13 protein-coding genes are annotated in these 18,798 nt (G+C 50.4%); 2 read left to right on the top strand and 11 right to left on the bottom strand.

Annotation, left to right across the window (positions count from 1 at the left end; genetic code table 11):
- Positions 1-156: 156 nt before the first annotated feature.
- Positions 157-1,410 (bottom strand): serine hydroxymethyltransferase, encoded by a 1,254-nt coding sequence (gene glyA / locus ACMHKJ_RS16925; RefSeq protein WP_067361240.1) that lies wholly within the window; start codon positions 1,408-1,410, stop codon positions 157-159.
- Between the two features lie 369 nt (positions 1,411-1,779).
- Between glyA and hmpA the strand changes: the two genes are divergently transcribed.
- The gene (hmpA, locus tag ACMHKJ_RS16920) at positions 1,780-2,961 is read left to right on the top strand and encodes an NO-inducible flavohemoprotein (protein WP_413495743.1); all 1,182 of its coding nucleotides are present in this window, start codon (positions 1,780-1,782) and stop codon (positions 2,959-2,961) included.
- 289 nt (positions 2,962-3,250) lie between these two features.
- On the opposite strand, the gene ACMHKJ_RS16915 is transcribed toward hmpA, so the two are convergent.
- From ACMHKJ_RS16915 to purL, 7 genes are all read right to left on the bottom strand, one after another.
- A complete protein-coding gene (locus ACMHKJ_RS16915) occupies positions 3,251-3,505 on the bottom strand; it encodes a hypothetical protein (RefSeq protein WP_413495741.1) in 255 nt (84 codons plus the stop codon).
- A 94-nt stretch (positions 3,506-3,599) separates the two neighbouring features.
- Positions 3,600-3,938: a nitrogen regulatory protein P-II gene (gene glnB / locus ACMHKJ_RS16910; RefSeq protein ID WP_413495739.1), complete on the bottom strand. Its 339-nt coding sequence runs from the start codon at positions 3,936-3,938 to the stop codon at positions 3,600-3,602.
- Positions 3,939-3,950: 12 nt separating this feature from the next.
- Entirely contained in the window at positions 3,951-5,573 is a 1,623-nt protein-coding gene (locus ACMHKJ_RS16905; RefSeq protein WP_413495737.1) for an NAD+ synthase, read from the bottom strand.
- 157 nt (positions 5,574-5,730) lie between these two features.
- A complete protein-coding gene (gene glrR, locus ACMHKJ_RS16900; RefSeq protein WP_067361228.1) occupies positions 5,731-7,071 on the bottom strand; it encodes a two-component system response regulator GlrR in 1,341 nt (446 codons plus the stop codon).
- A 7-nt stretch (positions 7,072-7,078) separates the two neighbouring features.
- Positions 7,079-7,846 carry a two-component system QseEF-associated lipoprotein QseG gene (qseG, locus tag ACMHKJ_RS16895; RefSeq protein ID WP_413495735.1) on the bottom strand — a complete coding sequence of 256 codons (768 nt, stop codon included), beginning with the start codon at positions 7,844-7,846 and terminating at the stop codon, positions 7,079-7,081.
- Between the two features lie 22 nt (positions 7,847-7,868).
- Positions 7,869-9,308 carry a sensor histidine kinase gene (locus ACMHKJ_RS16890; protein WP_067361223.1) on the bottom strand — a complete coding sequence of 480 codons (1,440 nt, stop codon included), beginning with the start codon at positions 9,306-9,308 and terminating at the stop codon, positions 7,869-7,871.
- Positions 9,309-10,002: 694 nt separating this feature from the next.
- The gene (purL, locus tag ACMHKJ_RS16885) at positions 10,003-13,890 is read right to left on the bottom strand and encodes a phosphoribosylformylglycinamidine synthase (protein WP_413495806.1); all 3,888 of its coding nucleotides are present in this window, start codon (positions 13,888-13,890) and stop codon (positions 10,003-10,005) included.
- A gap of 260 nt (positions 13,891-14,150) precedes the next feature.
- Between purL and mltF the strand changes: the two genes are divergently transcribed.
- Positions 14,151-15,596, top strand: coding sequence for a membrane-bound lytic murein transglycosylase MltF (mltF, locus tag ACMHKJ_RS16880; protein WP_413495732.1), 1,446 nt, complete (start codon positions 14,151-14,153; stop codon positions 15,594-15,596).
- Here mltF and tadA read toward each other — a convergent pair whose 3' ends face one another.
- The 3 genes from tadA to ACMHKJ_RS16865 form a co-directional block, all read right to left on the bottom strand.
- Positions 15,597-16,130 (bottom strand): tRNA adenosine(34) deaminase TadA, encoded by a 534-nt coding sequence (gene tadA / locus ACMHKJ_RS16875; RefSeq protein ID WP_413495730.1) that lies wholly within the window; start codon positions 16,128-16,130, stop codon positions 15,597-15,599. It abuts the gene before it with no gap.
- A 289-nt stretch (positions 16,131-16,419) separates the two neighbouring features.
- Complete coding sequence (leuE, locus tag ACMHKJ_RS16870) at positions 16,420-17,058, bottom strand: leucine efflux protein LeuE (RefSeq protein ID WP_413495728.1); 639 nt, start codon at positions 17,056-17,058, stop codon at positions 16,420-16,422.
- Between the two features lie 117 nt (positions 17,059-17,175).
- Positions 17,176-18,654, bottom strand: a complete 1,479-nt coding sequence (locus tag ACMHKJ_RS16865; protein WP_413495727.1) for an MFS transporter — start codon at positions 18,652-18,654, stop codon at positions 17,176-17,178.
- Positions 18,655-18,798 lie beyond the last annotated feature (144 nt).

Below are 18,798 nucleotides of genomic sequence, written 5' to 3'. Positions count from 1 at the left end.
GGTTCATAAATATATACCCTTATTCATTCAAACTACAGGTTCGTTGGCCGCACTCAGCTAGCCGGGTCACATACTAATGTATGCTCCCCGCCTATCTTCCCTTGCCGCCTGCCTGAATCTTGAATGACGTTGGGTATACTCAAACAGTATAACGGACTATGCGTAAACAGGGTATTTCGCGCAGATAGCCAGAACTTTTTGTTTCACAGCTTCAATGGTCGCTTCATCATTGAGGTTATCTAACACGTCACACATCCAGCCTGCCAGCTCACGCGCTTCGGCTTCTTTAAAGCCACGGCGGGTAATTGCAGGTGACCCGAGACGGATACCGGATGTGACAAACGGGCTTTTCGGATCGTTCGGCACACTGTTTTTGTTCACAGTGATATTCGCACGACCGAGTGCTGCATCCGCTTCTTTACCGGTGATGTCTTTATCAACCAGGTCCACCAGGAACAGATGGTTTTCAGTTCCGCCGGACACTACTTTATAACCACGGTTTAAGAAGACTTCAACCATTGCTTTGGCATTTTTCACAACAAGAACCTGATTTGCTTTAAATTCAGGCTCCATTGCTTCTTTTAATGCCACGGCTTTACCGGCAATGACATGCATCAGCGGGCCGCCCTGGTTGCCCGGGAATACGGACGAATTCAGTTTCTTGTACAGCTCTTCACTGCCGCCATTCGCCAGGATCATTCCGCCGCGCGGACCTGCGAGAGTTTTATGCGTGGTGGTGGTCACAACGTGCGCATGAGGAACCGGGTTCGGATAAACACCAGCAGCAACCAGACCGGCAACGTGTGCCATGTCAACGAACAGGTAAGCGCCGATGCTGTCTGCGATTTCGCGCAGTTTTGCCCAGTCAACCACACCTGAGTAGGCAGAGAAGCCACCGATGATCATTTTTGGCTGATGTTTTTTAGCTTGTTCAGCAACATCGTTATAATCAATTTTACCTGCGGCATCAATACCATAAGGAACGATGTTATACAGTTTACCGGAGAAGTTTACCGGAGAGCCGTGAGTCAGGTGACCGCCTTCCGCTAAGTTCATCCCTAAAACAGTGTCACCCGGCGATAACAGCGCGGAATACACCGCTACGTTAGCCTGTGAACCGGAGTGCGGCTGTACGTTGGCGTAATCTGCACCAAACAGCTCTTTTGCACGGTCAATCGCTAACTGTTCAACGATATCCACATACTCACAACCGCCGTAATAGCGCTTACCCGGATAGCCTTCAGCATATTTATTAGTAAGCTGTGAGCCTTGGGCTTCCATAACGCGCGGGCTGGTATAGTTTTCTGAAGCAATTAATTCAATGTGCTCTTCCTGACGACGATCTTCATCTTTCATTGCCTGCCAAAGTTGAGGGTCGTAATCTGCAATATTCATTTCACGCTTTAACATTCGCTTCTCCTGACTCACTGACGCCGATAAAAAACCACCCCCTTCAGGGGACGAATGGCATACAGTGTAAACTCTTTTTCAGGATTGAGATAGCCCCGGAAATAAAAAATACGCAAACGATTGCATGCTGATAAAATCAGGTAGTTAGCGGTCTTAAAATTTCATCAGAATATCCTGTTCATCGGACTCAATGCCGGATTTGTGATCCCTCTCCTCCCCCTCTCATTGGTCAATTTCGCTATTTTTAGCCGATTTTCTGACACAGCACTAAAATTTACCCTTTACAAATTTTGCCCTATATTATAAGTTGCATTGAAAATACATGTTATAAAATTCACATTGAAGTGATGTTTTTTCAGGAGCCCTGCCATGCCCGATGCTCAAACTATCGCCATTATAAAATCTACCGCACCGCTGATCGCTGCGACCGGACCAAAACTTACCGCTCACTTTTATGACCGCATGTTTCGTCAGCATCCGGAGTTAAAAGATATCTTCACCATGAGCCACCAGCAGAGCGGCGCACAACGTGAAGCCTTATTTAATGCAATCTGCGCGTATGCGATGAATATTGATAATCCCGGCATACTGAGCGCTGCGATTGAAAAAATAGCCAATAAGCATGTTAGTTTGCTGATTAAACCGGAGCATTACCCGATTGTTGGTGAAAATTTACTGGCAACCATTGAAGAGTTGCTCAATCCGGGTGAGGAAGTCCTGGCGGCCTGGGGGAAAGCATATGCTGTGCTGGCAGATATCTTTATTCAGCACGAAGCCGGATTATATAAAGAGAGAGCCTCATCTGCCGGTGGCTGGGAAGGGTTAAGAGATTTTCGTATTACCCGCAAACTGGCGCAGAGTGAATTTATTACCAGTTTTGAACTGACGCCGGTTGATGCCCGGCCGGTAGCGGATTTCCGTCCGGGGCAATATATCAGCCTCTATATTAATGATCAGTCACTTGAAAATCAGGAAATTCGTCAGTATTCACTGACACAGGCACCGAACGGTAAAACATACCGGATTGCCGTAAAACGGGAAAATAAGGGAATGATTTCCGGCTGGCTGCACACCAATATTGAGGAAGGAGACATTGTTAAGCTGACGCCGCCTTCCGGTGACTTTTTCCTGAATACCGGAACTGAGACACCGGTTGTACTGATTTCCGCCGGTGTCGGGCTGACACCGATGATGGCGATGCTGCAAACCCTGTCAGAGCAGCAACATGCGGGGGATGTTACCTGGCTGCATGCCGCAGATCACGGTGGCGTTCATGCATTTGCAGAGGATGTTGATGCTTTTGGTGCTGTGCTGCCCGTATTCAGCCGGACAGTGTGGTATCGCGAACCGCGCGCCGGGGAGGCATATCCGCACCTGACCGGACTGATGGATTTACATCCGCAACAACATGTCCTGCTCAGTAAAATACGCCACTATTATCTCTGCGGCCCGATTATTTTTATGCAGCACGTAGCACGTCAATTGACAGAAATGGGAGTGAATACAGACCAGATCCATTATGAATGTTTTGGTCCGCACAAAATTTTATAATCACGACAGAATAACAATAAGACACATGCGGATCACTTCAGTCCGCAATGCGCTAAATCATTCAGTTCACAGGAAGGCGGCAAGCGAAGACCGGCGGGGAGCAGACACTAGTATGTGACCCGCCGGGACGAGTGAAGCCAACGTACCTGCGGGCTGAAGGATGACGCGCGTTTGAGTAACAACAAAAAAACCTCCGGATAATCTATCCCATCCTTTCGCTGGTTTGTTGTTACTCTTTTTTTTGCCTGTCAGATAACTCTTTCAATAGCCGCATCCGACAGGAATAAGATCAATTTTTATATCTGGCGCGGTTAACACATTTTTTTACGGCCTGTGAGAAATACATCACTTTTGCCGAATTAATGCATGATTCCAGCTCTTCACTTTCTTCTTTATTTAAATTCATTCCGGACACCTGTGCAAAAAGCGCCGGTAATTCAGTCTGAGCGGGATCTTTCAATGCTGATTGCAACATAATAAAACCGGCCATGACCAGGATGATCACCACCGCACAGACAGGGAATATCCATTTTTTTATCTGCACGGTATTCTCCTTTGACTTACAGATAAAACAATCCGGCAGTGTCAGAAATAACAGCTGCCGGATAAGTAAGATTTACAGATATACTCAGAAAAAATCAGATAGCTTCTTCATCCTGCTCGCCGGTCCGGATACGGACAACCTGTACGACATCAAACACAAAGATTTTACCGTCACCGATTTTTCCGGTTTGTGCCGTTTTCATAATCGTTTCCACACAGCTTTCAAGAATGTCATCGGCGACAACAATCTCAATTCTCACCTTCGGGAGAAAATCCACCATATATTCTGCACCACGGTACAGTTCTGTATGACCTTTCTGACGCCCGAAACCTTTCACTTCAGTGACTGTCATACCTGTGATCCCGACCTCGGCCAATGCTTCACGGACATCATCGAGTTTAAACGGCTTAATAATTGCTTCAATTTTTTTCATTATCAGATCCTGCTACCAATTTTTATGGCCAAACCCGGATGTGATCGGGTAACGGCGATCTTTGCCAAAGTTGCGGGCCGTAATACGCGGCCCTACCGGTGACTGACGGCGTTTATATTCATTAATATCAACCAGCCGGATAACCTTACGGACAACCGCTTCATCAAAACCGGCGGCAATCAGCTCTTCCGGGGACAAGTCGCGTTCAACATAGCCTTCCAGCAACGCATCAAGAATGTCATACGGCGGCAGACTGTCCTGATCCAGTTGACCCGGCGCCAGCTCAGCTGACGGCGGACGGGTTATCACCCGCTCAGGGATCGCCGGTGACAAGGTGTTACGGTATCTTGCCAACTCAAAAACCATTGTTTTCGGCACATCTTTCAGTACATTAAACCCGCCGGCCATGTCACCGTACAGTGTGGAATAGCCCACGGCGGACTCACTTTTATTACTGGTGGTCAGTACAATGCGGCGGCGCTTATTTGACATCGCCATCAGGATCACTGCCCGGCAGCGCGCCTGTAAATTTTCTTCTGTGGTGTCCACTGCTGTACCGGCAAATTTCGGTGCCAGTTCGTGCATAAAAGCATCAAACATCGGCTCAATCGGAACAATATCAAACTCTACACCAAGCAGTTCTGCCTGCTCGCGGGCATCATGGATACTGATTTCTGCCGTGTAGCGAAACGGCATCATCACGGCCTGTACTTTGTCGTTACCCAGCGCATCTGCGGCAATAGCGACCGTCAGACCGGAATCAATACCGCCGGATAGGCCCAGTAATGCACCCTGAAAACCATTTTTAGTCACATAGTCACGGGTCGCCAGCACCAATCCCTGATACACCTGTGCCAGAACGGACAGTGTCGGTGCGGGAGAATCCATCGGCGTAATAGTCAGAGAGTCAAACCGGCACTGTACTGTCTGCTCAGAAAATGCGGCAAGACGATGCGTTATGTTGCCATCTGCACCGAAAACGGCTGAATCACCATCAAAAATAAGCTCATCCTGACCACCAACCTGATTGAGATAAATCAGCGGCAGCCCGGTACGGCGGCAGTGTGACTGAATAAGGACATCGCGCGTATCAATTTTATCGGTGGAATACGGTGAGGCATTCAGCGTCAGGATAATCTCAGCTCCGGCAGCTTTTAGTGCATCAACAGGTCCGTCAGTCCAGATATCTTCACAAATCAGCAGCCCCAGTCGGTAGCCTTTGAAATCAACAGCACAGGTTTGCGTTCCGGCGGTAAACCAGCGTTTTTCATCAAATACGCCATAATTCGGCAGCTGCTGTTTGAAATAACGGGCGCGGAGTTTGCCCTGTTCAAAGAAAGAGAGCGCATTATATATGTGCCCGTTTTCATGCCACGTATGACCCAGGAGGATCGCACAGTCATGGCTCGCCTGCTCAATCCTTGTTAATACCAGCTCTGTCCGCTGATGAAAATCAGGACGAAAAACCAAGTCTTCCGGCGAATATCCGGATAATGCCAGTTCAGAAAACATCACAAGATCAGCGCCTTTTTGCTGCTGCTCTGCGACCGTTTTCAGGATACGTTCACCATTGCCTTCAATGTCTCCGACCAGAAAGTTCAGCTGAGCTAAGGCGATATTGAGTGTACGACGCATAAAATCCGGGTCTCCGTCTCTCTCATGTATACCCGTATTCATTCAAACTGCAGGTTCGTTGGCGGCATCCTGAATGACGTTGGGTATATAAAATAATAATAAAACAGCTAATAATAAAGATGATAGCAAAATGTGCCTGCGACTGCGTATTCTTTATTTATTCTTTAAAGTCAGCCGCATCCAGCTCATGACGGGAGAGAAGTTTATAAAATTCCGTCCGGTTACGCCCCGCTAAACGGGCAGCATTGGTCACATTGCCTTTGGTCATCTGCAATAGTTTTCGTAAATAATTGAGTTCAAACTGATTTCTGGCTTCCACAAAGGTCGGCAGCGCCGTATTTTCGCCTTCCAGCGCCTGAGTCACCAGTGCTTCACTGATCACCGGTACCGTCGAAAGTGCCACGCACTGCTCAATAACATTGAGTAACTGGCGGACATTTCCCGGCCAGCTTGCGCCCATCAGACACTTCATGGCATCAGTGGAAAAGCTGCGGACAAAGGGTTTATGTTTTTTTGCCGCTTCGCGCAGGATATGGTTTGCCAGCAACGGAATATCTTCCGCGCGCTCATGCAGGGTCGGAATTTTCAAATTAACGACATTGAGGCGATAATAGAGATCTTCGCGGAATTCGTGTTTTTCCATCGCTTTGGGTAAATCGCGGTGGGTTGCGGAAATAATGCGGACATCAATATCAATATCGCGGTTACTGCCCAGCGGGCGGACTTTCCGCTCCTGCAATACCCGCAGAAGTTTGACCTGCAATGCTATCGGCATATCGCCGATTTCATCAAGGAAAAGTGTTCCGCTTCCCGCCGCCTGGAACAATCCTTCACGGCTGCTGACAGCCCCGGTAAATGCGCCTTTGGCGTGACCGAACAGCTCGGATTCCAGCAGTTGCTCCGGCAGTGCGCCACAGTTAATTGCAATAAACGGTTTTTTGGCGCGTGGGCTGGCTTTATGGATAGCCTGAGCCAGAACCTCTTTCCCGGTACCACTTTGTCCGTTGATAAGCACACTGACATCAGATTGTGCTACCATTTTTGCCTGCTCCAGCAGGCGGATCATCAGCGGGCTGCGGGTAACTATACCGTCACTCCAGGACTCATCACTGACGGTGGTGGTCGAGAGCGCCAGGGCATCATCAATAGCTTTATATAATGCATCGCGATCGACCGGTTTGGTCAGGAAGCTGAATACCCCCTGCTGGGTGGCGGCAACCGCATCCGGAATAGAGCCGTGAGCGGTCAGGATAATCACCGGCATTCCCTGATGGGTTTTCTGGATCTCGGCAAACAGTGCCATACCGTCCATTTCATCCATCCGCAAATCACTGACGACTAAATCAATTTTTTCTTTTCCGAGTACTTTCAGTGCTTCAGGGCCGCTTTCTGCTGTTGTGACCCGGAAGCCTTCACTGCTCAGGCGCATTCCCAGTAATTTTAATAATCCGGGATCGTCATCAACTAATAATAAATTTGCGCTGCGGCGTGCTGTCATGCCTGAGTTACTCCTTTTTATTCTGTGCCGGTTTACTTTCTGCCGGTGTTGACTCAGCAGCAGGTTTCGCTTTTACCGGCGGCGCTGCGGCTTCATCAGTAACGGCAGCCTCTTTTAATGCTTCGCTTCGCTCTTCCTGAGCACTTTCAGGCTCTGCATCGGCTTTTGCCGGCTGTTTACGTCCGGCAAGCTGGCGTTCGATATTACTCAGATTGTCCAGTTTGCGGGTCGTGGTCTGCAATTCGTATTGCAGGCGGGAATTCACTGCGCGTAACTGATCAATTTTCCCGTCGGTTTCACTCTGGAGACGGCGGTAGCGCTGGCGCTCGTCACTCAGCGTAATCGTCAGTTTTAATTGTTCGCGCCACAGTTTCATTAACGGGCGCAATGAAACCGGAAAGCCTGCACTGAAGGTATTGAGTGTATCGAGCACTTTGCGTTTGTCATTGGCAGAGCTGCCGGTGTTATCCAGCAAAATACTCTGACGGAATGCGGTATCCCAACTGTCCGCTGTGATTTTCCCCGCCATTATCCGTGCGGTATCACTGTTGAGCAAATCAGCGCAGTCCATCATCCGCAACCAGTAAAGTCCGTTTTCTGTTGCGGCCGCAGAATCAAGCTCCCAGAGCGTATGACAGTCCGCTATCCGGTAATCGACAGTGCGCTCATGTGGCAATACCGCAGCCGCCAGCGACGAAAGAACCGGCGGGGTTGACGTTTTTACACAGCCGGTCAGTAACAGCGGCACGACGGCAATCAGGGACTTAAATATCATGTTCAAATTAATAGCTGACCTGTTATTCCAGTAAAGTGTGGAACGGAAGCTGGATACGGAAGCAGACATCCGCACCTTCAGAACCGACTAATATCAGTTCGCCGCCCATCCGGTTAATACAATCCCGCGCTATACTCAGCCCCAGTCCGCTGCCTTTTACGGCACCTTTGCGCTGAAGTGAGCCCTGGTAGAAAGGTTCAAAGATCATTCCCTGCTCCTCTTCCGGGATTGGTGTACCGGTATTGGCGACATCAATCTGTATGTGCTGACCTGCCTTGTGGCTGGTTATCCGGATATTACCCGATTCAGCACCATAGTGTACCGCATTTGAGTATAGATTATCGAGTACACGCGTTAATAACACAGGCTCAGCCCAGACACTTGTCTCGTCCAGCTCTACTCCTGTGGTGATCCCTTTGCTTCTCGCCGGTAAACTGTGCGCGCTGACAACCTCCTGCACTACCGTATCCAGGTTAACCCATTTGGCTTCTGTCGGGCTGTCCACCAGTGTCCGGTTGTACTCCAGCAGCTGTTCAATCAGTGTTTGTAAATGACGGCTGCAATCACTGAGAATAGTCACCACTTCTTTCTGATCCGCAGTCAGCGGACCGGCAACTTCATCTGCCAGCAATTCAGTTCCTTCGCGCATGCTCGCCAGCGGTGTTTTCAGTTCATGGGAGATGTGGCGTAAAAATTCATGCCGCTGGGATTCCAGCCAGGCGAGGCGCTCACTCAGCCAGATAATCCGCTGCGCCAGTGAGCGCAGTTCGCGGGGACCTTTAAAGTGATCAAGACGCTGCACCAGATTGCGCCCTTCACCCAGGCGGTTAACCATCCGGTCAATCACTTTCACCGGACCGATAATCATCCGGGTAAACAGGATAATCAGCCCGGTGCTAAGAACAAAAACCAGCAGGCTCTGCCAGCCGAAAGATTGTCCTTTCTGTGCAATGGCATTTTGCAGCTCTTCGCCGCGCCGGAAATTAATTTCACGGACAGCCTGAACCAAATCAGCATTACCTTTGGCAAACGCTTCCAGGTGGGTTGTCATTGCCGCAACCGGTTCGCCGTTTTCACATTTCAGTACAGATAATTGCCCGAGGCTGGCGGAGATAACATCAGTATAGCGCGGATCCTGATCAGACTGCTTCCGGCGGCTGAGATATTCTTCATAGCGGGCATATTGTTTGTTCCAGACATTTTTCAGTGTTTCGTTACCCAGCACACAATACTGACGGTAACTGCGCTCCATTTCCAGCGCAAGACCCGACATCTCTTCACTTTGCCGGGCATCCTGAACTGTCGCAATACTGATTTGTGCCGCCTGATTACTCAGATCATCAAAACTCTGATACGCCTGCCAGGCCAGCCCCAGCAAGGGCAGCAGTACCAGACAGAATGCAACCACCACGAGTTGGCGCAAAGAGCGCGGAAATAATCGCCATTTTTTCAAGATTGTCATCTCTTAACCTGTTGTCATGTGCTGATGCTAACTGAGTCTGCGCTAAGAGAAAAGGATCAGAGAGTATCTGTGCGCAGAATGCTGTATTTTTAGCCGGAAAGGCAGAGGTAACGGGGGATAATGCAGGGGAAGGTGAGATAAAATGATGACGGGACGACAGTTTTCCTGCCGTCCCGTCAGTGAGATTATGGTGGTGCCTCACTCAACGTGTCGCCCTGTGTTTGATAAAGCTTACGCAATTATCGGTGTTAGCGGACGGTAGGCACCTTACTCTGGCATCATTCCCGGTATTATGTGGCATATCTCCACTTGTTCTGCGGGCCGACATAAAGAATTGAATGAGCAACTGAACAAACTACTGCAACCGTCGTGCCAACTTATAAATAAATTTTATAACTCATTATTATATAACAAATAATATATTTTAATTCGTCCTGAATTGCCTTTAGCACTTATCTGTACATCAATAATCCGCGGTTTTCCGGCAATTTTCGTTAAAAACGTCGCTGATATGCGACAATCTTTATCCCTCATTTTTGCTTCTTTATAATTCAGTGTGTTACGTGTCTCTTTTTCGCGACAGACAAACCCCACTATGTCGCTATTCTGTGACACCTATCTGTTTTTACACCTGCCAGGCAAAAAAAATGCGGCAGGGATAACCCCGCCGCATAGAGTATAATTTTATGGTTAATCAGCCTAACTGCTTGCGTGCATTACGGAAAATCCGCATCCACGGACCATCTTCGCCCCAATTTTCCGGATGCCAGGAGTTACTGACCGTACGGAATACCCGCTCAGGGTGCGGCATCATAATAGTGGCGCGTCCGTCATCTGTTGTGACAGCAGTGATCCCGTCCGGTGAACCGTTCGGGTTCGCCGGATAGCGCTCTGTCACCTGACCGTAGTTATCCACATACTGTAACGCCACCAGACCGCGCTGCATCAGCGCCTGCTGATGTGCCGCATCACGGAACTCCGCCAGCCCTTCGCCGTGGGAAACTGCAATCGGAATACGTGAGCCTGCCATGCCATCCAGCAGCAATGACGGACTTTGTGCGACCTCAACCAGGCTGAAACGTGCTTCAAAGCGCTCTGAACGGTTACGGGTAAAACGCGGCCATAAATCTGCGCCCGGGATAAGATCCCGCAGGTTTGACATCATCTGACAACCGTTACACACGCCGAGAGATAATGTGTCCGGACGTGCAAAGAATTGTGCAAATTCATCGCGCACCTGATTATTGAACAGTACCGATTTCGCCCAGCCCTCTCCGGCACCCAGCACATCGCCGTAAGAGAACCCGCCGCATGCTACCAGTGACTGAAAACCACTCAGGGAAAGATTGCCACTCAGTAAATCACTCATGTGAACATCAATGGCATCAAACCCTGCGCGATGAAACGCCGCCGCCATTTCCACATGGGAATTCACACCCTGCTCACGCAGCACTGCAATACGCGGGCGCACCTGCCGGGCAATATATGGCGCGGCAATATCATCATTCTGATCAAAGGTCAGCACCACATTCAGACCGGGATCGGCGATGTCCTGTTTTGCTTCGTGCTCTTCATCAGCACAGGCCGGGTTATCCCGCTGACGCTGCATCTGCCAGGTCGTTTCCGCCCACCACAAACGTAATTCACGGCATGAATTATGATACACCTCCGTATTATGGCTGCGGATGATAAAATCATCCCCCGGAGCGGCTTCGCCCAGGACGTGCAGAGCATCTGCCAACCCGGCATCCGTAAAGCACTGCACAACCGCATCCAGATCCGCTTCACGGATTTGCAGCACCGCGCCCAGTTCTTCTGTAAACAGTGCGCCGGGGATATCCTGATCAAACGCGCTGATATCCGCACTCACCCCACAGTGACCGGCAAACGCCATTTCAGCCAGGGTGACAAGCAACCCGCCATCTGAACGGTCGTGATACGCCAGCAGTTTTTCATCACGTACAAGTGTCTGCATGGCGTCAAAAAAGGCGCGTAATGCCTGCGGATTGCGGACATCGGCGGCTTTATTACCGAGCTGACGGTACACCTGAGCCAGCGCAGTCGCACCCAGTGTTGTGTGCCCTTCTCCCAGATCCACCAGCAGCAGACGGTTCGGCACATCACTGCGCAGTTGCGGTGTAACTGTCCTGCGGACATCATCCACGCGCGCAAACGCCGTGATCACCAGCGAAAGCGGCGAGGTCATTTCGCGCTCTTCACCCTGCTCATTCCAGCAGGTTTTCATCGACATAGAATCTTTACCGACAGGGATTGTCAGACCGAGCGCAGGACATAACTCCTCGCCCACGGCTTTCACCGCTGCATAGAGCCCGGCATCTTCTCCCGGGTGTCCGGCTGCCGCCATCCAATTTGCGGATAATTTAATATTTTTTAAATCACCGATCTGCACACCGGCAATATTAAGCAGTGCTTCACCGACCGCCATCCGCGCAGACGCGGCGTAATCCAGCAGAGCAACCGGCGCGCGCTCGCCGAGAGACATCGCTTCACCGTAATAGCTGTCAAGAGTCGCGGTAGTCACCGCGCAGTCAGCCACAGGTATCTGCCACGGACCGACCATCTGGTCACGGGCAACCATACCCGTCACCGAGCGATCGCCGATAGTAATAAGAAAGGTTTTTTCAGCGACTGCCGGTAAATGCAGCACGCGTTTTACCGCTTCCTGCAAATCAATATCACGGCGATCAATCGGCGTACCTTCTGCGGTCAAAGTAGTGACATCGCGGCGCATTTTCGGGGTTTTACCCAGTAAAATATCCAGCGGCATATCAATCGGCTGATTATCAAAGTGGCGATCGTTAAGGATAAGTTCCCGCGCCTCTGTTGCTTCACCAATCACCGCATACGGTGCGCGCTCCCGCTGACAAATCGCTTCAAACAGCGCAAGCTGCTCCGGTTCGATCGCCATCACATAGCGCTCCTGAGATTCATTACACCAGATCTCAAGCGGACTCATACCCGGCTCGTCATTGAGAATATCGCGCAGTTCAAAACGCCCGCCGCGCCCGCCGTCACTCACCAGCTCCGGCATCGCATTAGACAAACCACCCGCGCCCACATCATGAATAAACAGAATCGGGTTGTTATCGCCCAGTTGCCAGCAGGCGTCGATCACTTCCTGGCAACGGCGCTCCATTTCCGGGTTATCGCGCTGTACTGAGGCAAAATCCAGATCCGCATCAGACTGCCCGGAGGTCATGGACGACGCAGCCCCTCCGCCAAGTCCGATATTCATTGACGGGCCGCCCAGTACAACCAGTTTTGCCCCGACGACAATTTCATCTTTTTGTACATGGTCAGCCCGGATATTCCCGATACCGCCCGCCAGCATAATGGGCTTATGATAACCACGTAATTCATTACCATTGTGGCTGCTGACCTGCTCTTCATAAGTCCGGAAGTAACCAAGCAGCGCCGGACGTCCGAATTCATTATTAAATGCCGCGCCGCCCAGCGGACCGTCCATCATGATGTCATAGGCGCTGACGATGCGATCCGGCTTGCCGAAATCCTGCTCCCACGGCTGGACAAAGCCCGGGATGCGCAGGTTTGAAACCGAAAACCCGGTCAGCCCGGCTTTCGGCTTGGCACCACGCCCGGTAGCACCCTCATCACGGATCTCACCACCGGAGCCGGTTGCCGCTCCCGGCCACGGCGAAATCGCCGTCGGGTGGTTATGGGTTTCCACTTTCATCAGAATATGCACCGGTTCCTGATGATACTGATAGCTGCGCGTATCTCCCTGCGGGAAAAAGCGCCCGGCAGACGAGCCTTCCATCACTGCGGCATTGTCTTTATAAGCGGATAAAACATGATCCGGTGTTTTTTCAAACGTATTTTTAATCATTTTAAACAGGGATTTCGGCTGCTCTTCGCCGTCAATAACCCAGTCTGCATTAAAAATCTTGTGGCGGCAGTGCTCTGAGTTTGCCTGAGCAAACATGTACAGTTCCACATCTGACGGATTTCGTTTCAGAGAGGTAAATGCCTGTGCCAGATAATCAATTTCATCTTCTGCCAGTGCCAGCCCCAGCTCTGTATTCGCCGTTTCCAGCGCGCCGCGTCCCTGCCCCAGCAGGTCAATCATCGTCAGCGGAGCAGGCTCCTGATGCGTAAACAGCGCCTGCGCCTGTGATATATCACTGAAAACCGTTTCCATCATACGGTCATGCAACAGCGCACTCAGTTGCTGATGTTCATTCTCTGTCAGTCCTGTGGTAGAAATATAGTAGGCGATTCCCCGCTCAAGCCGGGTGATTTTGGACAGACCGCAGTTATGTGCGATATCCGTGGCCTTTGATGACCAGGGCGATAATGTTCCCGGACGCGGTGTGACAAGCAACAGAACCCCTTCCGGCGCATGTTCCGCCAGTGACGGACCGTAACAGAGCAATTGTTGTAATTTAGTGTGCTCGTCATCGGTCAGGGGCGCAGAAATATCAGCGAAATGCACATATTCTGCATAAATGTTGGTCACCGGCAGGTGGTGTTCAGTGAACGCGCTGATAAATTTTGTTACGCGAAACGCAGATAACACAGGTGAGCCACGCAAAATTTCCATAGTTGTCAGTTCTCTCATTTTAACACGCTGAGCCATCGGCCCGGAGGGGAAACGGGCACAGTATAGAGCAATACTGACGCCGACGAAACCGTTTGCGTGACGTTTTTTCATCCCGTTATTTTTTCTTAATCTCAGCCCCCGGGAGCGGAATAAAGTTGCACACTGACAAAATCTTGAGCAAAATGTCCGATTACTGGAAATATAACCATGGTAATTTATGCACGTATATACCCGTTTTGTGTAACCGGTGAGAAACGCCTTTGGTACATAAAAAAATAAACTATGTTGTTATCGTCATCGTCGCGCTCTTTTCTGCGGCGCTGATTGCCATCAATATCAGCTGGCCGACGCAGCAGCAGCAGCTCAACCGGATACTTGCCCGGGGAGAACTGCGGGTCAGCGCGGTCGCCTCACCGCTTATTACCTTTAATAAGCAGGGACAGCCCAGCGGGTTTGATTATGAACTGGCACAGCGCTTTGCGGACTATCTCGGCGTAAAGCTGGTGATTCAGGAACGCGATGGCGTCAATGATCTGTTTGATGACCTGAATAACAATGATGCGGATCTGCTGGCGGCAGGTCTGATTTACAATGAAGATCGCCTGAGTTCCGCCATGAGCGGCCCGGCGTATTACACCGTCGCACAGCAACTCCTGTACCGCATGGGAAATAAGCGCCCGCGTGATTTGGGGGATCTCGGCTCGCCGGTCTATGTCACAACCGGCAGCGCGCACGCACGGCTGTTGCAAAAGCTGAAAAATGAAAAATATCCTGATCTGGATATCCGCGAAGTTGATGACATAAACAGCAACCGCCTGCTGCAACAGCTGGCGAAAGGCGATATTGATTATGTGGTCAGTGACTCAGTCAGTGTGGCGCAGGAGCAGCATATTCATCCGAATGTGGCGGTCGCTTTTGAAGTCACCGAAAATCAGCCAATGACCTGGTATCTTAAACGCAGTGAGGACAGCAGTCTGAATGCCGCCCTGCTTGATTTTTTCAATCAGACCAGCGAAGGCGATACCCTGGCGCGTCTGGAAGAAAAATATTTCAGCCACATGAACCAGTTCAATTATGTGGATACCAAAACCTTTATCACCGCGATCAACACACAGTTAGCCACATACCGCCCGCTGTTTGAGAAATACGCCGGAAAGATGGACTGGCAGGTGCTCGCGGCTATCGCATGGCAGGAATCTCACTGGAACCCGACTGCCACTTCCCCGACCGGTGTGCGCGGTATTATGATGCTGACACGCCCGACTGCCTCTTTTTTTGGTATTGAGGATCGCCTTGATCCTGAGCAGAGCATCAAAGGCGGCGGCACTTATATTAATTATCTGATGGATAAATTACCGGACTCCATCGCCGAAGATGAAAAAATCTGGTTTGCCCTGGCGGCATATAATATGGGATACGGGCACATGCTGGATGTGCGCAGGCTGACAGAAATGCAGGGTGCTGACCCGGACAGTTGGCTGGATGTGAAATCCCGCCTGCCGCTGCTGAGCAAAAAAGCCTATTATCAGAATCTGCCTTATGGCTACGCGCGGGGACACGAAGCTTACCGCTATGTGGAAGGCGTGCGCCGTTATCAGCTCAGTTTGCAGGGTTATCTGGATTTACATAATGAAGAGTTGTTGTTAAATCAAAATCCTGAAGATGAACCGGCAAAAACCACGCTGACCTCTGCCGGTAATCCCTGATCAGGACACACTGCCACTCTCTGCACTCTGACGTTTCAGGGCTTTTTTTTCTGCGCGGCGGCGGCGGAAAAAATCGCTCAGCAATGCAGAGCACTCTTCCCCGAGCACCCCGCCGGTAACATCCATATAGTGATTAAGGCGCGGAAGTGTCAGTAAATCAATAAACGACCCGGCGGCGCCTGTTTTCGGCTCCGCTGCGCCGAAGACCAGCCTTTTTATCCGGCTGTGGATCAGCGCACCGGCACACATCATGCACGGCTCAAGGGTGACATACAGTGTGGTATCAATCAGACGGTAATTGCCCAGCGCAGCACCGGCTTCGCGCAGTGTGAGAATTTCAGCGTGTGCGGCGGGGTCGTGACTGCGGATCGGCTGGTTAAAACCGCCGCCAACCTGCTGATTATCTTTTACCAGCACGGCACCGACCGGGATCTCCCCCGCCTCACCGGCTTCTTTTGCCAGTGCAAGCGCCCGGCGCATCCAATATTCGTCGTTATTATATTGCGTTGAACTATCAGTTACGTTATCAGTCACATTAACACCTGGTTGCTTACTATCGCGCCGTATACTTGTTATCGCGCTGCATACTTGTTATCGCGCTGCATACTTGTTATCGCGCATAGTATAGCGGGATTTTCTGCAAAGTTCCGGGTCTGCTGATAACGGGCAAAACGAAAAGACGCTGTAAACACATCCGTATGCGCCCGGAAAGCGCCTTCCGTGGCGCTTACGTTTTCGTTCGACTGCCCGTTATCACGCCTGTACCTGACCTTAAATCAACACCATCCGTACTTTGTTACCTGTATTATCTGTTATCTTTATCTCACGCCGTAAATAACGCCAGTTTGGCGGCAAATCCCATAAAAAATAGCCCGATAGTACTGTTACCGGCTTTCGCCACCTGTTTTTTATGGCGGAAAAATTGGGATAATTTGGCACCGCTGTAAATTAAAAAGGAGAGATAAATAAAGCTTATTGCTTCCAGAAGCAGTGCCAGAACCGCATAACTTATCCCGGGATGGGCATAGTTAAAATCGATAAACTGTATAAAAAAAGAGACATAAAACAGAATGGCTTTCGGATTTGTCAGGCTCAGTATCAGCGCTTTATTAAAGGCATTCTCAGCCCGCAGGGGCTTATCGTCATGATCGCCCTGTTTTTGAATAAAGGTGGCATAGAGAATTTTTAATCCCAGATAAAGCAGATATGCCGCTCCGAGATAACGCACTGCCGTAAATAATACCGGTGATGCTTTAATAACCGACGCCACGCCCAGGAATGACAAAAACACCAGAACTGCGTCCCCGACAAATACACCGAATGCGGCCTGATAGCCTTTTTTATAACCGAATGTTGCGCTGGATTTCAGGACATACAGTGAATTCGGACCGGGGACCAGGATAATAAAAATGGCGCCGATTAAATATGTCCCGATATTCAGTATGCCCAGTTGTTCGAACATGATTTCTCCGAGTGTCAGCACGATACCGGCTTTACCCGCACGCTATCTGCTTTGTAATGTTATTTTGATTACTGACTAATTAATCACAAAACAACCGTCCCGGATAGCCCTTCTCTGTTATGAGGTTATTTTCCCGTTTTCCTGCCGGATTTTGTGGTGACGGGGATAAAAAATCAGGATAAATACCCATGCCGCCGACAATGCTGCGCCCGCCATCGCCAGACTGAAGCCCCCGGCAAATGCCTCATAAATACTATTTTGTACCGTCGCCGTCAGCCCCTGCCCCTGAGTACCGGTAATAAGCTGTTCCGCATCCGCCAGATTACTTCCCCGGGCAAGTGTTACCGCGCGCTGTGTCATCAGTGTGCCGAGAAGCGCTATCCCCAGCGTCATCCCGGTCTGACGCATCATATTCAGCGTGGCAGAGGCAACACCTGAACGTGCAGGATCGGCCGTATGCATAATCAGCGCACCCACCGCCGGAATCGACAGTCCCATCCCTGTGCCGAGCATAAACAGCATCAGACCTGTTGCAACATAAAGTGTGTGCGGTGTCAGCGTAGTCATCAGGGCACATGCGCCCGCCATCAGCACCAGACCGGTGCCGAGGATCTGCTTAATACTGAATGTACGGGAGATCTGACCAAACGAAAATGAAAACAGTGCCATCGCAATAAATTCCGGCGACATACGCAATCCCGCTTCCAACGCATTCCAGCCCTGTGCTTTTTGTAAAAACAGCGCAATAAAAAAGACATTGGTATAGGCGGAAAAACCAATCACAAATGAAGCCAGGTTGTAATGACGATAGTCCCGCTGTTTAAAATCTGCCAGCGGCAAAAGCGGACGCGCCACCCGGCTTTCCGTCACTAAAAAGACTAAAAATAAAATAATACCGCCGATAACTGCTGATAATGTCACCGGATGCAGCCAGCCCGCACTTCCCGCTTCAATCAGCCCGTAAGTCACCGCACCAAGTGCGGCAATACTCAGCAGTTGTCCTGCCGGGTCAAACGCGGCTTTCTCAGGATCTGAACTTTCACTGATACCATACAGACCCAGCAGAAAAGTGATAATGCCTATCGGGATATTGATAAGAAAAATACCTTCCCGGCCGGTGGTGTGCACCAGCACCCCACCGAGTATCGGCCCCACAATCAGTGACAACGCACTGACAGATGACCAGACACCTATCACGCGGATCCGCTGCTGACTATCTGCAAAGGTGTGAGTTATCAGCGACAGCGCCCCGGGGATAAGTAATGCCGCCGCTATCCCCTGCACAATCCGCCCCGCCAGTAATAATGTCAGTGATCCGGCGAGTGCGCAGAGTAATGAGCCGAGAGTGAAAATCACCACTCCGGTCAGCCACATTTTTTTCCGCCCCCACCGGTCACTGAGCGGTCCCGCAGAGAGAATAAGGGCAGATAAACACAACGCATAAGCATCGATCAACCATTGTAATGACACCATTGACGTATTCAGCTCGTGCTGAATAGCAGGGAGTGCCACATTGACAATACTGATGTCCAGGGTTGCCATGAACGTACCCAGACAGATAGCCGTAATGACGGCGAAATAACGCATTCGGTTCATATTGTTCTCCTTTCTCTGATGCAGAATATACATCGACCGACCGACGGTCAATCGAAATGAGAACGATTTTTATTTGTCTGTTTTTTTCGCGTTAGTCTGCCGGGAATGGCATAATCCCTGTTTTCCGTTATATAAGGCGCGTTT

The sequence above is a fragment of the Morganella psychrotolerans genome, from assembly GCF_965118875.1.
GTDB lineage: Bacteria > Pseudomonadota > Gammaproteobacteria > Enterobacterales > Enterobacteriaceae > Morganella > Morganella psychrotolerans_C.
The sequence above is the reverse complement of the archived record's forward strand: the minus strand, read 5'-3'. Positions and strand labels throughout refer to the sequence as shown.

Bases quoted from the DNA above. Each gene is read 5' to 3' on its own strand.
- glyA (WP_067361240.1), bottom strand. From the start codon at position 1,410: ATGTTAAAGCGTGAAATGAATATTGCAGATTACGACCCTCAACTTTGG.
- hmpA (WP_413495743.1), top strand. From the start codon at position 1,780: ATGCCCGATGCTCAAACTATCGCCATTATAAAATCTACCGCACCGCTG.
- glnB (WP_413495739.1), bottom strand. From the start codon at position 3,938: ATGAAAAAAATTGAAGCAATTATTAAGCCGTTTAAACTCGATGATGTC.
- ACMHKJ_RS16905 (WP_413495737.1), bottom strand. From the start codon at position 5,573: ATGCGTCGTACACTCAATATCGCCTTAGCTCAGCTGAACTTTCTGGTC.
- glrR (WP_067361228.1), bottom strand. From the start codon at position 7,071: ATGACAGCACGCCGCAGCGCAAATTTATTATTAGTTGATGACGATCCC.
- qseG (WP_413495735.1), bottom strand. From the start codon at position 7,846: ATGATATTTAAGTCCCTGATTGCCGTCGTGCCGCTGTTACTGACCGGC.
- ACMHKJ_RS16890 (WP_067361223.1), bottom strand. From the start codon at position 9,308: ATGACAATCTTGAAAAAATGGCGATTATTTCCGCGCTCTTTGCGCCAA.
- purL (WP_413495806.1), bottom strand. From the start codon at position 13,890: ATGGAAATTTTGCGTGGCTCACCTGTGTTATCTGCGTTTCGCGTAACA.
- leuE (WP_413495728.1), bottom strand. From the start codon at position 17,058: ATGTTCGAACAACTGGGCATACTGAATATCGGGACATATTTAATCGGC.
- ACMHKJ_RS16865 (WP_413495727.1), bottom strand. From the start codon at position 18,654: ATGAACCGAATGCGTTATTTCGCCGTCATTACGGCTATCTGTCTGGGT.